This window comes from Capnocytophaga sp. oral taxon 380 str. F0488 (assembly GCF_000318255.2).
GTDB lineage: Bacteria > Bacteroidota > Bacteroidia > Flavobacteriales > Flavobacteriaceae > Capnocytophaga > Capnocytophaga ochracea.
Window position 1 is genome coordinate 1 of sequence record NZ_KB291194.1, and the last position, 15,716, is coordinate 15,716.

Here is a 15,716-nt window from a genome sequence, read left to right on the forward strand (position 1 = left end):
TCTCAACCCTCCCCATTTGCTAATTCTCTCATTTGCTAATTTTCTAATTTCCCCGCCCCCACATACCCAGCTGTGAGCTCTCGCTGACTTTGGCTTGCACCTTTGGCAAAGTTAATCGTCCGTCGCTTCTCCCCCTAATGTCTAATGCCTATGACCTTTTCTAATTAAAAGTATATTTCAAAAAGTGTTTAGGTACTGAGAACTTTTATTTTTAGAATCAGGAAGATATAAAAGTGAGGTTCAACGGCAGAAATTTTTAGAGCATTTATAACTTATAAAGATAATTTTGTCCTAACTTTATAACTATCAAAATGTTCACTTAAATTGTTAATAACTGTGTTGATAACTATTTTATTTTTGTTGAAAACTTATCACATTATTCCGTACCTTTGCCCCAGCAACTAAGAAAAAACTCTTCCCCTTTTTAGGGAACTTATAAAAGCAACATTATTCAATGCATTATAAATGAGTGATTTATATAAATCACTCAGCACTTTCTTTCTCTCTAACTGAAAAAAGAGAGTTAAAAATAAACTCATTAAGCTATGTTTGTATTATATAAACATTCCTAATACATCACATACTTGAAAATTGTTAATAAATATAGAGAAATTACTGACCATTACCATTACAACTTGGAAGCTTAATGCTCGAGAAATTAAAATTTGTATCTGAAATAATAATAAAATAAAAAATTATGTCTAAATTCACTAAGCTTACAGCTGAACAGCTTCAAACAAAGCGTAATTTCATCGAAAATTACCTACAATCTCACAATGCCGCTACTGGGTCTCTCTTCGATGCCAATGCCAATGTGGCACATAAAAACATCGCTACGATGGAGGCAGAACTCAATAAAGATATCAATATTCAAGTGAACCGTTCGCTCGTGTCTCACAAAATCGAACAGCTCTTTGGCAAAGAATTAGCCGATGAGTATATCCGTCAGATTGAGGAACACGAAATCTACGTGCACGACGAAACGAGCCTCAAACCTTATTGTGTGAGCGTTTCGATGTATCCTTTGCTCTTGGACGGGCTCGTAAAACTCGGTGGAGAAAGCAAAGCTCCGCAACACTTAGCAAGCTATTGCGGGTCGTTCGTGAACTTCCTCTTTTCCGTTTCCTCTCAGTTTGCAGGAGCGGTAGCCACAGTAGAGTTCTTAATGTACTTCGACCATTTTGCGCGCAAAGACTATGGCGACGATTACCTCAACACCCACCGTGAAGTGATAGAAAACGAACTGCAACACGTAGTATACGCTATCAATCAGCCAGCAGCAGCACGTGGCTATCAATCAGTATTCTGGAACATATCGCTATATGACCGCCCGTATTTCGACTCGATGTTCGGTACATTCGTTTACCCCGATGGTAGCAAACCTTCTTATGAGTCTTTAGACAAGCTCCAACAGTTCTTTATGCATTGGTTCAATATTGAGCGCACCAAAGCGATACTCACCTTCCCTGTGGTAACCGCAGCAATGCTCACTAAGGACAAACACGTGTACGACGAGCATTTTGCGCGCTTCTGTGCCAAAGAGCTCAGCGAAGGGAATGCCTTCTTTATCTATCAATCGGACAACGCCGATTCATTAGCAAGTTGCTGCCGTTTGCGCAATGAAATTTCCGATAACACCTTTAGTTATTCACTTGGGGCAGGAGGTGTTTCTACCGGTAGTATTAATGTGATAACTATTAATATGAATCGCCTTTACCAAAAACACTTGTCGTTGGAACGCACCTTAGATAATATCCATAAATACCAAGTAGCTTATCGCGCTATTGTTCAGGATTACAAAGATGCGGGTATGTTACCGGTGTACGATGCGGGCTTCATCTCACTTGATAAACAATTCCTCACCGTTGGTATCAACGGAATGGTGGAAGCTGCCGAGTATTTAGGCATTCGCATTTCCGACAATCCTGACTATAAAGCATTCATCAACAAAAACCTCAAACTAATTTACAACAAAAACAAGGAAGCTAAAGCCAAATACGGCTTTATGTTCAATACCGAGTTTGTACCTGCCGAGAACTTAGGCGTGAAGAATGCTGCTTGGGACAAAGCCGATGGCTTGCAAGTGCCTCGCGATTGCTACAATTCGTATTTCTATATTGTGGAAGACAGCTCTCAAAACCTTATCGATAAGTTCTATTTACACGGAAACGACTATATACAGTACTTAGACGGCGGTTCGGCTTACCACTGCAATCTCGAAGAATACACCACTGCCGAAGGTTTTTATAAGTTGCTAAATGTAGCCGCTAAAACGGGTTGTAACTACTTCTGCTTTAATATATGCGTAACCGTGTGCAACGATTGTGGCTATATCGATAAACACACGCACGACCACTGCACCCATTGTGGTTCTGAAAATATCGACCACGCGACACGGGTGATAGGCTATCTCAAACGCATCACTAATTTCTCTAAAGACCGACAAAAAGAAGCTAAAATACGTTACTATGGGAACGCTACGGTATAGCAGTTACGATATAGTCCTCCAAGAAGTACCCAACGAGATATCCCTGTGTTTTACCATCACAGGGTGTCCGTTGGCGTGTGAGGGTTGCCATTCCGAATATATTTGGGACGGTAGCAAAGGCTGTGCGCTTACTAATGAAGGTTTGGAACAACTGCTTAGCAAGTATGAAGATATGATAAGCTGTGTGCTGTTTATGGGAGGCGAGTGGCAGGTAGAGACCCTGCTCTCGCTTATCTTCCAAGTGAAGTGCAAACGCCTGAAAACAGCACTCTACACAGGGCTTAACCTCAAGCAAGTACAGCGCAAATACCCTGAGTTGTTAGGGTGTTTAGACTACATCAAAACCGGCAAATGGTTACCTAAACTCGGTGGACTCGATAGCCCCACCACCAATCAAGAGTTTTTAAACCTGCAAACCGGAGAGGTGATGAACGAAGTGTTTAGGAAAGTGAAATAGATTGAAAATTAATGAATTATTTTTGAAAAGAATTATGAAAACATTTAATTTCTATTGTGATGAAAGTTGCCATTTAGAAAATGATAATTTTCCATATATGCTTATTGGTTATGTAAGTAGTGCTTACAACCAAGTAAAACTACATACTGAGAAAATTAAACAACTAAAAAAAGATTATCATATTCCTTATGAATTGAAATGGAATCACCTTTCAAAATCAGCAATGGAACTCTACAAAGAACTTATAGATTATTTTTTTGCTACTGACTTACAGTACAGAGCTATTGTGATAGACAAAAATCAGCTAAAACATCAACAATTTCAACAGACACACGATGATTTTTACTACAAAATGTACTATCAACTAATTCAGAAAAAACTTTCACCTGAATATAATTACAATATCTATTTAGATATTAAGGATACACGCAGTGCCCAAAAAGTAAATGGATTAAAAGATTATTTAAATAACAATTTTGTTTCGATACGCAATTTGCAAAATATACGTTCGTATGAAAGTGAATTAATGCAACTCACTGATATTATCACAGGAGCATTGTCTTACTATTTGCGAAAAGAAAACAAAGTAATAGCTAAAAACAAAATTGTAGATAGAATAGCACAACACGCAGGACAAGCACTCAACCAGTCTAGTCCGAGAAGCGAACAAAAGTTTAACCTTTTTTTTATAGACTTAAAATAATGCCATTCAACCAAACAAAAAAATACCCAGAGTTATTAGATATTCTTTCGTTATCAGAAAAAGACAGAACAGAGTCTTTAAAAATGATTTTCAAGAGAGATATAGAAGAAAATCCTAACTTGAATTTCAGAAATAAAAAAATATATCCTATAAAGGGAGAGGAACCAAATATGCAATTGCTCTTCACTCACTTAACTACAGAAGAAATCAAAATAACTGAAGAAGGTTATACACATCCTAAAAGAGTTTTTGAAAAAGACCGCTCCCAACGATTGCACTGGATAAGATACTTTTTAGAAGAACGGAAAAAAGAAAATGTAGAGGTTTTTTCGGTAGAGGAGCGTGATCAGAAAAAGCGACAAAACATTACTCGAACCTATATTTATGACAAAGAGCAAAAATATGTGATAGTACTTGAACCACAAAGAAACCAGCGTGATTACTACTTATTAACCGCTTATCATCTCAACAAAGATTATGGAGAGAAAAGTATCAATAAGAAACTCAAATACAAATTACCTGACGTTTACTAAAAACCGCAGGGCTCGATAAACTTCTTGGTTTACCGAGCCCCGAAACTCCTTCGTCCTTATGGTACGATGAGCGGTGCAAAGGTATGAATTATTTTTTTAAAAACAACAAAAAAAGTTTTTTATGTAAGTATCGCATTGTAGATGGAGATTTGAATATTTGTCGATGAGGAAGACAAGTAGTTAGAAATTAAATGATTATACATTGATAAGAGTGCCTAATAAAAAGGAGTATATTTCATTGTCATTGGAGGTTGAAAAAACAAAATAGTAAAAATTGCGTGATTTTCCATAAATCACGTATTTTTTGTTTTTTAATTAGGAAGTTGTCTAAACTTTAGGCAACCTCTTTTTTAGTGATAGCTAACAAGTAATAGTTCAGGTAAATAATTGATAATTAATTTGTACATTTGCAAAAAATATTAAGACTATGGGAGTAGCAAAAATTACATTCCAATCAGAAATACAAGCAGGAGATTTTCCTTTTATTAAAAGAATTTTGAAGAGTCTTAAAGCTACTAATACTAAGGTCGTCAAAGAAGAAAAAGATGAAAGTCTGATGACCAAGGAAGCTTTTTTTGCTAAAATAGACCGTGCAAGGGCTGGTAAAAAAATACAAATGAGTAGGGAAGAACTGAGAAAATTGATGTTTGACTAATGGAAAACATCGGTTTATATACGAAGTTTTTGAAGAGGAGAAAAGGGTAGAAGTACTTTCAGCTTTTGGACATTATAATGACAAATAATACGTACAGCTATCTCTTTTTTTATTACTTGTTTAACACTCTCCTTAGGGTAAGGGTGGCTAATACTAAATATACCAAACACAGTGCCCACATTCCCAGCCAATATGGCATAATGGTAGTGATATGAGCTCCCATCTGGGTAATAGATATAAAACCCTTGCTCCCTAAAGTAGTAGGTACAATATACGAAAAAACACTCAGCCATTCAGGCATCGCTACGGTAGGCCACGAAAAGCCAGTAAGCATCACCGCAGGCAAAGAGGTGTACATAATGAGCATAATGGCGTCTTCACGTCGATGTAAAAAGTTCAGCAAGCAAAGCCCCATAAATACAATCGACAGGATAAATGGTATCATAAAAACCATAGTGCTTAGTATCGTGCTACGTACAGGAATGCCAAACAGTGGCATTATAATTCCTAAAATAATGAGTAATATCACCATTGAAAAGGCTAAATAAGTAGTAGCTTTCCCCATTACAATAGGCAAAGCTCCCCAAAAACTATCGGAGTTAGGATATATTTTTTTAAGTTTATTCCCCTCTCGCATCGTTCCTCCTAACATACCTACGGCAGTGAGTATGGTAGTTTGAAAGATAATCACAAGTACTATGGGAATAAGGAAAGTGGCATAACCCAAAGAGGGATTGTATAAGCTCACTACTTGGGCGCTCACGGGCATTGCCTCATCGTGCGCTTGGGTAGGGAGTTTGCCTTGTGCCGAAGTGCGTTTCACCTCAACTCCTGCATTCAGGTAAGTAGCCGACACTTTAGCGGCGGTAAGTATTTGCTTGTAATAAAGCATATAGGAAGCATCGGCATAGACCGATATAGTGGGTTGTTCCCCGCGTTGTAGGTCACGTGCAAAACCGTCGGGAATGGCTACTATCCCGCGTATTTTCTCCTGCTGAAAGGCTTTTTCAGCTTCAGTGAGGTTGAGGTAACTGCTGTAAATAGCGGTCTGACTCGTAGCATCAATCATACGCAACAACTGACGGCTTTGCGCAGTATTATCCTCATCTACTACTCCAATAGGAAGCTCTTGCAAAGTCTCTTCGGAATAGAGATAAGTATAGATAAACGACACCACAATCGCTACAATTACAAACGAAAAGAATACCGCTTTGTCGCGGAATATATATTTGGCTTCCCAAAGCATCGCACGAGTGAAGTCGGCTGAACTTTGATATATGTAACTTCTAAACTGTTTCATAACCTCCTGATTTTATCTTTTTCACAAACATAGGATAAGCCACTATAAGCAACAGTCCAAAGAGCAACAATGCCAAAAGTGGTTGCCACGTCATCTCTACAGGAATGCCCTTAATGGCGCGATTTACATAGTATTTCATAAAATGAGCATAAGGGAAGATTTGTGCTAAATACTGCAAACTCTTAGGTAGCCCTTCCATAGGAAAAGTATAAGCTGCAAATGAGAAGGCTATCGCTGTAAAACCACTGCCTATGGTAAGTGCCGACCTAAAATTAGGCAATATAGAAACGAGTGCAATACCTATAATCTGATAGATTACCACTAAGGCAAAAGTAATAAGCACCACATTCAGCATTGGGATATGCAGGGGAGTACCAATGAGCTCAAAGAGGAGGTAATTCATCCACCACGCTACAAAAAGGAGCACTAAGGTATAAGGCAAGAGTTTCCCCACAAGGGCTTTTAGCGGACTGCCGCCTGCCTTTTTGAGCCACTGTTTCCCTTGGCGGTAACGGAATTCTGCTCCTAATACATACACCGTTACCATCATCACAATCATTTGGAGCATCATAGGCAAAAGTGCTGTGAGCAGGTAATAGGCATAATTAGAATAAGGATTGTATAGACCGTGGTCGTTTACCTTTACGGGTTGAGCTTCGGCACGTACCTTCTCGGTTTGTTGCCCTTTTTGCATTTTCTTCTTCATCACCAAGCCTGCTGAGAACATCCCTACGGTAGTTTGGAAATCCTTTTGGATAAGACTTGCCCCCAGCATAAACTGACTATTAGTATAGCAAATCACCGATTGGTTTTCACCTTTGAAGAGTTTCTGCTGAAAGTCGGCAGGAATAACGATAAAGCCCATTATCTGCTGTTGCTGGATAAGGCGTTGGGCTTCTTGTTCATCGGTGAGTTTGATTTTCAGGTCGATGTTTGGGGTAGCATCAAGCATACGCAAAAGGTTTTCGGACAGCTGACTTTGGTCGTAATTGATATACGCCATAGGGAGGTCGCGTGGTACTCCTTTGTAAAATACCGCCGCAAAGAACCCAAAGATTACAAAAGGGAACACCAAAACGTAAAACAGTCGTTTGGGTGATAGGAAAAGGTTCTTGCATTCTTTTTTAAATAAATACATAATTAATTTGTCAATTAGCTAATTAGTTAGATTTCTTCAGCGTCTTCTAAGTTTTCTATTAGGATAGGTTTTTCTTCTTCAAAGTGAAAAGAAACTCCATAAGGCTCGCAAAAGCTGAAACTACCTTCAGCAAAATGCAATATCCATTCTTTGTTGTCATAAAATAGGAACTGCGGACTTTCAAAAGGAACTTCCTGCAAGGGAACACTTAGAAATCGTTTTTCTTCTTCCGAAAGATGAAAGCTATCTGAGCATATCAGCAGTTGTTCTTGAAAATAAAAAAGAGCTTTGGCAACCAACTTATCTGCGCTGACAAGGATTTTTTCAATAAAAGCAATAGTATCAGGTGCGATGGTTTTACTTTTGCTAAACACAGAAAAAGGCAGCTGTAAAGTTTCTTTGTAGAAATCACTCTTCCACTGGAATGAAGCCTCCCAAAAATACGCATCTTCCACTTTTTGTGAGAAAGTAAGAGTACCAAACTTGGTGGTATAATTAGATATGTTCATTGCTTTAACCAATTAATTTCTTCTTTACTAAGGAGAAAGTATTTATATACAAAGTTTTCGCAGGCTTCTTGTTCGCTATCAAAAGACTGTTCATCACAGAAGCAACGAGTATCGGCAAGGCATACCGCCCATTGGTTTTCTCGTTGCAGAAGACAAGTGTTATCCACAGCTACATTTCCTTGCTCAAAAGTATTTGTTTTAAAATAGCACTGAGCAGGGTTATAGTTCAAGGCTTCTAAAGCTTGTAACAACTCTTTGAATGTAGGAATAGGGAGTTGTTCTTTTATCTGGGCTAAAAGTTGTTGTCTTTTCTTCCTTTCTTGTTTGTTTTTCTTGGAAAACCAAATGAGTATAAACGCCCAAGCCAAAACAGCTATTAATAGAGGGGCAAGTATATTGTAATTCACAAAAGCATTCCACATAGGCTTTTAGGTTTATTCAGATATAATGAACAAAATTGAGGCTATTCTGAGGGTGATTTTGTTATTGTCTTCTTGTTTTTATGAATGTTGTAATTCCTAATACAAAAAATAATACCAAAGAAAGTACCACAAAGATACATTTCATAAGAGAAAAATAGGGCACTAAGGTCTCTATCCATAAGTTTTCAGGATAGTGTGTGAGCATTGTAATGGTACTAAAATTTTCTGAATAATCAGAAATACCTCCTATTATTGGGAAATATGATAAGAAAAGGAGCTTTCTTTGGTTGAGTTTTTCTAAAAAGAAACGTATCAGTTGATAGTAGGTAATAGCAAACAGACCGGGATATATCATATCCACAGGAATTTGTCGGTATAAATAGAAATGGCGACCTTCTTCACCTAAACGCCTAAATAGCTCTTGAATGTAAGTAGCATCATAAAACGGAGGCACATCTAAAATATCCATTCCTCCAGCCATTGCTTTAAGAGCTGGTATGGTTACTAACATCAAATAGGCATATACTGAAGTAGTAATGATAAAAAGTATCCAAAGTTTTTTCTTTTTCATTTCTAATTAATTTTTGTTGTTTTTCTAAATTATCACGGATATTCCCAATCCTAAGAAAGATTACGGAGTTTACACCCCTAACGCTTCTTTTTCCTTCTTCGGTATTTTGGCGAGTACTTGTTCATAAGAGTGCTGTACCATTTCTTTGATAAGGACTTCGGGAAGACTCTCTAAAAGCACGGTATTCCAATGTTTTTTATTCAGGTGATAGCCTGCTACAATCTTATCGGGGTACTCCTCGCGGAGCTCTACCGCACGCTCAGGTTCGCACTTGAGACTCACACTCATAGGCACGCGGTTTAGGTTCATCAGTGCAAAGATACGATTTGCTATGCGGAAGACCAAGAAATCCTCGCCAAAAGGCATATCCTCAGTAGTGTGAGGTAAAGTTAAGCAAAAATCTCTAAAGGTTTCTATGTTCATTTCTTCCGAATGTTATATAATTCTCCGCCACTATCACTGTCTTTATAAATCAAGACCCTATCGCCCCAAAGGTCTTTTATTTGTATTATTTTCCGTGAGCTTTTGGTGTTCCATTTAAATTGGATAGAGTCATTGCCTATCTTAAAAGTATAGTATTTATAGCCGTAAGGATAAAACCAAAATGCAAAATGATTTCCTCCGCCCTGATTCCCCAAAACTACCTGATCAAATGAGTACAAATTATTGGTGATTTTATTATCTACTAAATTATAGCTTGGTGTTTGGGTATATTCTATTTCATAAAAAGTATTGTATTTATAATCTTCCGTAAAATATTCGCCTTTGCTTCCTATGCACACAATAGACGTGAAACCTACAGGAATTATTTTTTGTATTACACCTAATTGCTCATCAATATATTGTCTGCCTATCTTTCTAATAGCTTCTAAATCATATTTTCCATTCTTATCTTTTGGAATAGAGTAGTTTTTAATAATACTATCGTGGCCTAAATACTGTAATTCCTTTACTTTTTCAGCTTTTGTCCAAGGATAAGTGTATTTATAGATAATATCCTTATATTTTTCGCCTATGACCTTGTCATAAAATGTTTTATTTCCCTGAAAAACACCTTTAGCATTTATCTTTTGTTTGATTTTAAAGTTTTTATCAAGTAAAAACCAATCGTATTCTTTGTTTAAATATATAAAATCGTCAGTTGGGTCGTAGATAATCCTATCAGAGCTCATAACATCTTCTTCAGTAAGTAGTGTATCTACTATAAAAAGATTTTTGTCAAAGCCGTTAAATTCAGGAATCTCAGGGTGCTTGTCTTTCCCTGGTACTTCATAACCGCAACTGCTATATAAAAATAGTATTGCTAATAAAATTACTGTTTTCATATGTGAATTATTGTTTTATTCTGGTTATCTTTCGCTGAAAGCTTAAACAGATTTCTTCTATTGATGTTTGCTTAGTATTAAACACGAACTAGGAGAATCGCACCAGTAGAGGATAAATCTATTAATGAGCCGATTGGCAAATTAGCTAATTGCCAAATTACTCTTCACCATTTTGTATTTCTTCCTTTCTCCTTCAACAGTGACTACTACTTTAAAACCAAGTTTTGTATAAAGACCTTTAGCTATGGAGTTGTCATCAAATACATTTAGGCTAATAGAATGAACTCTTTTATCCTCAAAAAGCATTGCGATAAATAACTGCATTGCTGAAGTGCCTAATCCTTTTCCTGTAAGCGAAGGATTGATAAGAAATCTACCAATATGTACGTTGCTCCCTTCTACTCTTATTTGCTGAATCATCCCTATAAAACTACCCTCTACCTCAATACGAAAACAGTGAGGCAAAGCATTGAGTGCTTCTATGGTAAGAGGATAAGGCAAAGCATCTCCCGCCCATTGTTGCAAGAAATAAGCATCTTTGCTATTTGTCCAGCGTATAATAGCTTGCTTATCTTTAGTTGATAATCCTTCAGTTATTCTCATTTTTCACTTACTAATACTGACATTCCGGGTCTTAAATCCTTTACTTTTTGGGTAGGGTAGGCTTTGATAGCGAAAGTTTTCTTGTCGAAGTCGCCTTTGCTCTTGGTAGCTGTCCAAGTGGCGAAATCGGCTTGTACGGCGATGTGTTTTACTTCCAACTCTATCTCCTGATTGCCAAGGGCGGGTACGATGCCTTTGAATTTAGTGCCTATCTTGAAGTCTGCCATTTTATCTTCGCGTATGTTGAACACCACCCACTCGTCTTGGGTATCGATGAGGTTCATCACAGGGTAACCCGCATTCACGATTTCGCCTTCGTTGGGGATAATGGTTTGTATCTCGGCATCGGCAGGGGCAAACACTTTAGCACCATCTTTATAGGCATTTACCTCAGTAATGACCCCTTGCGCTTGGGCTACAAGGGCTCGGGCAGCGGTTTTATCCTCTACACGAGCTCCGTTTTTCGCCATTTCGTATTGTGATTTGGCTGCTTCGGCTTGTTTTTGAAGGGCAACCATTTGGGTATAAGCCTCGTCTTTCTTTTGGGCAGGCAATACCTTTTCGTTATAAAGGTTGCTCACACGCTGATAGGTTTTTTCAGCGAGCTGGGCAGCCGCTTCGGCTTGTTGCCATACATTGTAAGCCCCTTGAATCTGTTCGCTACGAGCACCGCGTTGTGCTTTATCGGATTGAGCTTGTGCTGCCAAACGTGCTGCTTCGGCTTGAGAGAGTTTGGCATCGAGTTCGGTGCTTTCGAGTTCCAAAAGGAGGTCGCCTTTGTGTACTTGGTCGCCTTCCTGCTTGTAGATAGCTTTCACCCTACCAGGTACTTTTGGGGCAACGTTGATTTGTTTGGCTTCTACTTGTCCTTGCAAATATACAGGTTCGCGGTTACTAAAAAAGTAGATAGAAAGAATAAGAACTACTGCAAATACAGTGATTGTTACAATAAGACCGGTGATGTTTTTCTTTTTCATTGTTTATTTAGTTAAGAGTTTATGAGAGGCACGAGCTACAAGCTCGCGCCAGCGTATGATTATCAGGGTAGTCAACTTTGCCAAAGTCTAAAACTTTGGCAAAGTATAGCGATATAAGAGGTAAGAGCATTTGTGTCGCTCTACCTTACTTGTTCGCTGAATTTATCGCTCATTCCACAGGTTTCGAGGAGCTGGGCGAGGGTTTTGTCCATTTCAAAAAGGGCTTGGTAGCGTTTGATTTTGATAGAAGCCAAATAAAGGTTGGCATCGGCTACATCGGTGGAGGTGGAGAGACCTTCGGCAAAAGCCTTGTCGCGCGCACGTACGAGCTCTTCGGCAAAACGCAAACTCTCTTCTAAGCTGAGGTATTGTTCGCGTTGCTTTTCAATCTCGGTGTACTGTTTTTTCACTAAGGTTTGTACGTCTTTTTCGGCTTGTGCAGTGATGAGCTCCACACTCTCACGCATCGCTTTGGCTTGGGCTATCTTGTTCTTGTCCTGTAAACCGTTGAAGAGATTCCACTGTAACCCTACACCTACTACCCAGTTATCGGGTTCGGTTAAAGGTAGATTTTCGCTCCACAAGTATTTCTTGCCTACTACGGCTACATCGGGCAAATAAGCGGCTTGTTGCGCTTTTACGCTTTGGGTAGCCATTTGAGCTTTCAGCTTGGCTTGCACAATCATAGGGTAGTGCTCTTTGGCTTGCTGTTGGTAGTATTCAAGCGATTGGAGAGGGGCTACTTCAAAGAGTTCGGAGGTGAGGGCTGTGAGCGGTTGCTCGGTAGTGCCCATTACGCCATAGAGTGCTGTTTGCGCTAATTGTATGTCCTTTTCAGCAGCCATCACCTCACGCTCGGCATCGGTAACGGCTTTTTTAGCTTGCATTGTTTCTACGGAAGCTATCATTCCGTTTTTTTCGAGCTTTTGGGCATTTTCATAGTGATGTTGCGCTGTTTCAAACGACTGTTTTCTCACTTCCAACGCTTTTTGGGCTAACTGCACTTGAAAATAACGTTCCGCCAACTCACTGATGAGGGCATTTTCGGTTTTTTTACTCTCTACGGTGGCTATTTCGGTGTTGAGCGCACTCACACGATTGCCTACACGCACCTTTCCACCAGCAAAAAGCACCCATTTGGCATCGGCGCTTACTTTCCAAATGTCTTGTTTCTGGAACTCATAGCGCCAATCTTGGGCAAAAAGCGGTTGTATTCTGCCAAGTAGGGGGGTAAGTAGCGGACGCATAGGGGCTGGCACCTGGGTTGCGAATCCCTGTAAGCCAGTTTGCAAGGGCGCCTTATACTCGTTGAAGTCCAACGAAAGCGGGTCGGAGAGGTGCATATAGCTCGCGTTAAGGCTCAGTTGGGGCAGATAGAGCCCACGGAATGACTTGCGATTATAATCGGCTGCTTCGGTTTGTTTTTCGATGCCTTTAAGTTTTTGGTTACCTGAACGCATTTGGCTAAGCGCTTCGTCGAATGAGAGCGATTGCGCTCGTAATGAAGCTGTTATCCCTATGACGAAAAGGCTTAGTAAAGTATATTTTTTCATAAAAGAAAACTTTTTATTTCTATGGGGCAAAATTACGGCGATTTTTCCAGATGAACGACTCGTTTGTTTGCAAAGTTTTTAAGATAGATTAAAAAATAAAGCCTCTTAATTTATTTCTTCTCTATTTGACAGCCGTATGACTTTGTTTTATCAAAGGTTAAAATATATCGTTTTCCTTGGTAGTTGAATCTTACCCCTATTTGAGCTGTATTTTCAAAGGTTTCAGTTTTGGGCACATCAGAAAGACCTGTATCGCCTACTTGGATAATATGCATAAACAAGTCTTCTTTAGAAGCCGTTTGTGGGCTCACTTCTATACGCCAATGTCCCAATTGTGGGTGATTGGCGGGAGGGAGATTCATATTATACCCGTAATCTTGTGGAGTGAGTTTGGGTAGAGGCCAGTTGCGTCCGTCAGACCAGAAATCCTTCCCACTTCCTCCTATTTTGGTAAGTGTAGCATTGGCAGGGAATAAAGTACGGCAAATCATCTTGCCTCCGTCGGAGGTTTCCGAGAACTCTCTGCTACCTTTCATCACAGGTTCGTTGATGGTGTGTATCAGCCACGTTTTGGGATAATTCTTGTCGGTAGCTGTTACCCTATCGAACACCACAAAAAGGTCGGGGTAGAAATATATAAATTCACGCACAACTAACGAGGCTTTTTGGCTGTTGTAGCTTTTGGTAGCGTCGGAGACGAGATATACATAATCGTCAGTGATACGCTTCTCTTTCAATACAGAGCCTAATATGTTGTTTTGTCCGCCATCGTTGGGGATAGGTTCGAACTTGTTTTCGGTAGAAGCCCCTCCGCCCCAGTATTCGGGCATTTTTTCATTGGGCATTCTGATGGTTACGCAGTTATGGGCTACCGTACGGGCGTAGTAATGTGACAAATGCCAGCCAGGTTCGGGGCGGGTACCTGTATCTAACGCACGGTAACCTTTTTTGTAGATAGTGAAATGATTGTTATCGAAGTGCTTATGGTAAGAGGTTTTGCCTCCGCTCACAAAAAGAGCATAAGTGTCGTTTTCGCCCGTTCCTGAACGCATAATGACTTCTCCTGTCCCTTCGAAATACACGGCACCTTTACCCGAAGGTGTCGCTCCCTGAGTTCCTTGAGGATATTTTTGTAAGAACGGCATAAAGGGTAGTCGTTCTGTATAGTGTTTCTTATTAAATAAGCCTAACAGGCGTTGTATATTGGTAGAACTTCCATAAAGAGAGGCTATCTCTCTCAGGTGATAATTGATGTCTCTTTCGGGGAGCAAGCAATCGTAGTGATAACTGTCGCCAAAGCCAAACTCGCGATTGTTTGGTAAGCGATTCCAATCGATATAGTCCAAATATTTGAATACGTAGTTGAGCCTTTGAGAGAGGTCTACGCCTGTGGCTGCGCGATGACTGCGAATGAAATTGAAATCGGCGATAGGATAAGCACCTAACGAATAGCCTACACACCCTGTGACAGCCCCTCCGCTCATACCGATAATATCACGACGATATTCTGCCATTTTCATATTTAGGGCAAATCCTTTTTGAAACATATCTTCACAGCGTGCGTTATCAATACCGTCGTTGTGAAAAGTGATACCTATATACCACGGTAGGGCGTCTGTGCCATAAAACCCTGTATTGTATCCCCCTGTATTCTCCCGATTGCGCTCTGGGCGTAATCCCTTTCCGTGCCAAGCAATATCCATCATTACCTGATAAAGAGGTTTGCCTATTTGCTCGCGTTCTTTGGGGGTTAAGTAGTTGTAAATCCAATCATAAGCGCATAATGCATTGATTTGAGGGAACACATACCAATCAGCATTCAAGTTGTGACTTACCCGAAGGCGGTAATATTCAGTGATTTTTTGTAAGAATTTTTTGGTATAGTCGAGATATTTTGCTTCACCCGTTATCAAATATAATATGGCGACTTGCGATACTTTGGAGATTTTCAAACCGTTGTCAGTACCATTCACCGCGGTAGGATTTTCAAAAGAGATAGGTTCATTTAAGAGCTTATCCACATCTCTTTTAGTTTCGGTATACGTATCCAGAGCCGAGTTTTGGGCAACGTTTTTGATATTCGGAATATCTTCTTTAGTAATAAAAAGGCGTGGGTGTTCGGTGCGAACAGCGCCTGTTATCTCTTGCTCATCAGGGTCTGTATCTTTACGACACGATAGCATCGCTATTAACAGAGCCCATAGCATCATAAATACTGCTTTTTTCATAAGTAAAGAATGTTTTTAGTAAAATGGAATGTGATTTGTTTCAACGATGCAAAGTTACGATTAAAAAATGAGATAAGCAACTGTAGTACGGAAGGGGAAATTAGCAAATTAGAAAATTAGAAAATGAGAGAATTAGCAAATGGGGAGGGTTGAGAAGTTCGGAAGAAAACGGAGATTTCCAAAAGGAGGTTGAAGGAAGTTTTGGTGAAAAAAGGCTTTTAGAAGGGTGGGGTTAGCTTATAGAGAGCTTATAG

16 protein-coding genes are annotated in these 15,716 nt (G+C 39.5%); 5 read left to right on the forward strand and 11 right to left on the reverse strand.

The window, feature by feature from the left end; genetic code table 11:
* Nucleotides 1-697: 697 nt before the first annotated feature.
* From nrdD to HMPREF9078_RS04670, 5 genes are all read left to right on the forward strand, one after another.
* Nucleotides 698-2,488: an anaerobic ribonucleoside-triphosphate reductase gene (nrdD, locus tag HMPREF9078_RS04650; protein ID WP_009419587.1), complete on the forward strand. Its 1,791-nt coding sequence runs from the start codon at nt 698-700 to the stop codon at nt 2,486-2,488.
* Nucleotides 2,469-2,945, forward strand: coding sequence for an anaerobic ribonucleoside-triphosphate reductase activating protein (nrdG, locus tag HMPREF9078_RS04655; protein WP_009419588.1), 477 nt, complete (start codon nt 2,469-2,471; stop codon nt 2,943-2,945). Before nrdD ends, nrdG begins: the two co-directional genes overlap by 20 nt.
* A 34-nt stretch (nt 2,946-2,979) precedes the next feature.
* A complete protein-coding gene (locus HMPREF9078_RS04660; protein ID WP_009419589.1) occupies nt 2,980-3,648 on the forward strand; it encodes a DUF3800 domain-containing protein in 669 nt (222 codons plus the stop codon).
* Nucleotides 3,648-4,181, forward strand: a complete 534-nt coding sequence (locus HMPREF9078_RS04665; protein WP_009419590.1) for a hypothetical protein — start codon at nt 3,648-3,650, stop codon at nt 4,179-4,181. The genes HMPREF9078_RS04660 and HMPREF9078_RS04665 overlap by 1 nt, the downstream gene beginning before the upstream one ends.
* 427 nt (nt 4,182-4,608) lie before the next feature.
* Nucleotides 4,609-4,836, forward strand: coding sequence for a hypothetical protein (locus HMPREF9078_RS04670; protein ID WP_009419591.1), 228 nt, complete (start codon nt 4,609-4,611; stop codon nt 4,834-4,836).
* A gap of 112 nt (nt 4,837-4,948) precedes the next feature.
* Here HMPREF9078_RS04670 and HMPREF9078_RS04675 read toward each other — a convergent pair whose 3' ends face one another.
* The 11 genes from HMPREF9078_RS04675 to HMPREF9078_RS04725 all read right to left on the reverse strand — a co-directional run bounded on the left by HMPREF9078_RS04675 (nt 4,949) and on the right by HMPREF9078_RS04725 (nt 15,462).
* A complete protein-coding gene (locus HMPREF9078_RS04675; protein WP_009419592.1) occupies nt 4,949-6,136 on the reverse strand; it encodes an ABC transporter permease in 1,188 nt (395 codons plus the stop codon).
* Nucleotides 6,123-7,274, reverse strand: coding sequence for an ABC transporter permease (locus tag HMPREF9078_RS04680; RefSeq protein ID WP_009419593.1), 1,152 nt, complete (start codon nt 7,272-7,274; stop codon nt 6,123-6,125). Before HMPREF9078_RS04680 ends, HMPREF9078_RS04675 begins: the two co-directional genes overlap by 14 nt.
* 26 nt (nt 7,275-7,300) lie before the next feature.
* A complete protein-coding gene (locus HMPREF9078_RS04685) occupies nt 7,301-7,783 on the reverse strand; it encodes a hypothetical protein (RefSeq protein WP_009419594.1) in 483 nt (160 codons plus the stop codon).
* Entirely contained in the window at nt 7,780-8,205 is a 426-nt protein-coding gene (locus HMPREF9078_RS04690; protein ID WP_009419595.1) for a hypothetical protein, read from the reverse strand. The genes HMPREF9078_RS04685 and HMPREF9078_RS04690 overlap by 4 nt, the downstream gene beginning before the upstream one ends.
* A 61-nt stretch (nt 8,206-8,266) precedes the next feature.
* A complete protein-coding gene (locus tag HMPREF9078_RS04695) occupies nt 8,267-8,776 on the reverse strand; it encodes a hypothetical protein (protein WP_009419596.1) in 510 nt (169 codons plus the stop codon).
* Between the two features lie 69 nt (nt 8,777-8,845).
* The gene (locus HMPREF9078_RS04700) at nt 8,846-9,199 is read right to left on the reverse strand and encodes an MmcQ/YjbR family DNA-binding protein (protein ID WP_009419597.1); all 354 of its coding nucleotides are present in this window, start codon (nt 9,197-9,199) and stop codon (nt 8,846-8,848) included.
* Nucleotides 9,196-10,101 (reverse strand): hypothetical protein, encoded by a 906-nt coding sequence (locus tag HMPREF9078_RS04705; protein ID WP_009419598.1) that lies wholly within the window; start codon nt 10,099-10,101, stop codon nt 9,196-9,198. The genes HMPREF9078_RS04700 and HMPREF9078_RS04705 overlap by 4 nt, the downstream gene beginning before the upstream one ends.
* 141 nt (nt 10,102-10,242) lie before the next feature.
* The gene (locus HMPREF9078_RS04710) at nt 10,243-10,704 is read right to left on the reverse strand and encodes a GNAT family N-acetyltransferase (protein ID WP_009419599.1); all 462 of its coding nucleotides are present in this window, start codon (nt 10,702-10,704) and stop codon (nt 10,243-10,245) included.
* Nucleotides 10,701-11,681 (reverse strand): HlyD family secretion protein, encoded by a 981-nt coding sequence (locus tag HMPREF9078_RS04715; protein ID WP_009419600.1) that lies wholly within the window; start codon nt 11,679-11,681, stop codon nt 10,701-10,703. Before HMPREF9078_RS04715 ends, HMPREF9078_RS04710 begins: the two co-directional genes overlap by 4 nt.
* A gap of 140 nt (nt 11,682-11,821) precedes the next feature.
* Nucleotides 11,822-13,234, reverse strand: a complete 1,413-nt coding sequence (locus HMPREF9078_RS04720) for a TolC family protein (protein WP_009419601.1) — start codon at nt 13,232-13,234, stop codon at nt 11,822-11,824.
* Nucleotides 13,235-13,344: 110 nt separating this feature from the next.
* Nucleotides 13,345-15,462 (reverse strand): heparinase II/III family protein, encoded by a 2,118-nt coding sequence (locus HMPREF9078_RS04725; RefSeq protein ID WP_009419602.1) that lies wholly within the window; start codon nt 15,460-15,462, stop codon nt 13,345-13,347.
* Between the last annotated feature and the right edge of the window lie 254 nt (nt 15,463-15,716).

What these genes read in the sequence shown, in the direction of transcription:
- nrdD (WP_009419587.1), top strand. Translation starts at nt 698, where the DNA reads ATGTCTAAATTCACTAAGCTTACAGCTGAACAGCTTCAAACAAAGCGT.
- nrdG (WP_009419588.1), top strand. Translation starts at nt 2,469, where the DNA reads ATGGGAACGCTACGGTATAGCAGTTACGATATAGTCCTCCAAGAAGTA.
- HMPREF9078_RS04660 (WP_009419589.1), top strand. Translation starts at nt 2,980, where the DNA reads ATGAAAACATTTAATTTCTATTGTGATGAAAGTTGCCATTTAGAAAAT.
- HMPREF9078_RS04665 (WP_009419590.1), top strand. Translation starts at nt 3,648, where the DNA reads ATGCCATTCAACCAAACAAAAAAATACCCAGAGTTATTAGATATTCTT.
- HMPREF9078_RS04670 (WP_009419591.1), top strand. Translation starts at nt 4,609, where the DNA reads ATGGGAGTAGCAAAAATTACATTCCAATCAGAAATACAAGCAGGAGAT.
- HMPREF9078_RS04675 (WP_009419592.1), bottom strand. Translation starts at nt 6,136, where the DNA reads ATGAAACAGTTTAGAAGTTACATATATCAAAGTTCAGCCGACTTCACT.
- HMPREF9078_RS04680 (WP_009419593.1), bottom strand. Translation starts at nt 7,274, where the DNA reads ATGTATTTATTTAAAAAAGAATGCAAGAACCTTTTCCTATCACCCAAA.
- HMPREF9078_RS04685 (WP_009419594.1), bottom strand. Translation starts at nt 7,783, where the DNA reads ATGAACATATCTAATTATACCACCAAGTTTGGTACTCTTACTTTCTCA.
- HMPREF9078_RS04690 (WP_009419595.1), bottom strand. Translation starts at nt 8,205, where the DNA reads ATGTGGAATGCTTTTGTGAATTACAATATACTTGCCCCTCTATTAATA.
- HMPREF9078_RS04695 (WP_009419596.1), bottom strand. Translation starts at nt 8,776, where the DNA reads ATGAAAAAGAAAAAACTTTGGATACTTTTTATCATTACTACTTCAGTA.
- HMPREF9078_RS04700 (WP_009419597.1), bottom strand. Translation starts at nt 9,199, where the DNA reads ATGAACATAGAAACCTTTAGAGATTTTTGCTTAACTTTACCTCACACT.
- HMPREF9078_RS04705 (WP_009419598.1), bottom strand. Translation starts at nt 10,101, where the DNA reads ATGAAAACAGTAATTTTATTAGCAATACTATTTTTATATAGCAGTTGC.
- HMPREF9078_RS04710 (WP_009419599.1), bottom strand. Translation starts at nt 10,704, where the DNA reads ATGAGAATAACTGAAGGATTATCAACTAAAGATAAGCAAGCTATTATA.
- HMPREF9078_RS04715 (WP_009419600.1), bottom strand. Translation starts at nt 11,681, where the DNA reads ATGAAAAAGAAAAACATCACCGGTCTTATTGTAACAATCACTGTATTT.
- HMPREF9078_RS04720 (WP_009419601.1), bottom strand. Translation starts at nt 13,234, where the DNA reads ATGAAAAAATATACTTTACTAAGCCTTTTCGTCATAGGGATAACAGCT.
- HMPREF9078_RS04725 (WP_009419602.1), bottom strand. Translation starts at nt 15,462, where the DNA reads ATGAAAAAAGCAGTATTTATGATGCTATGGGCTCTGTTAATAGCGATG.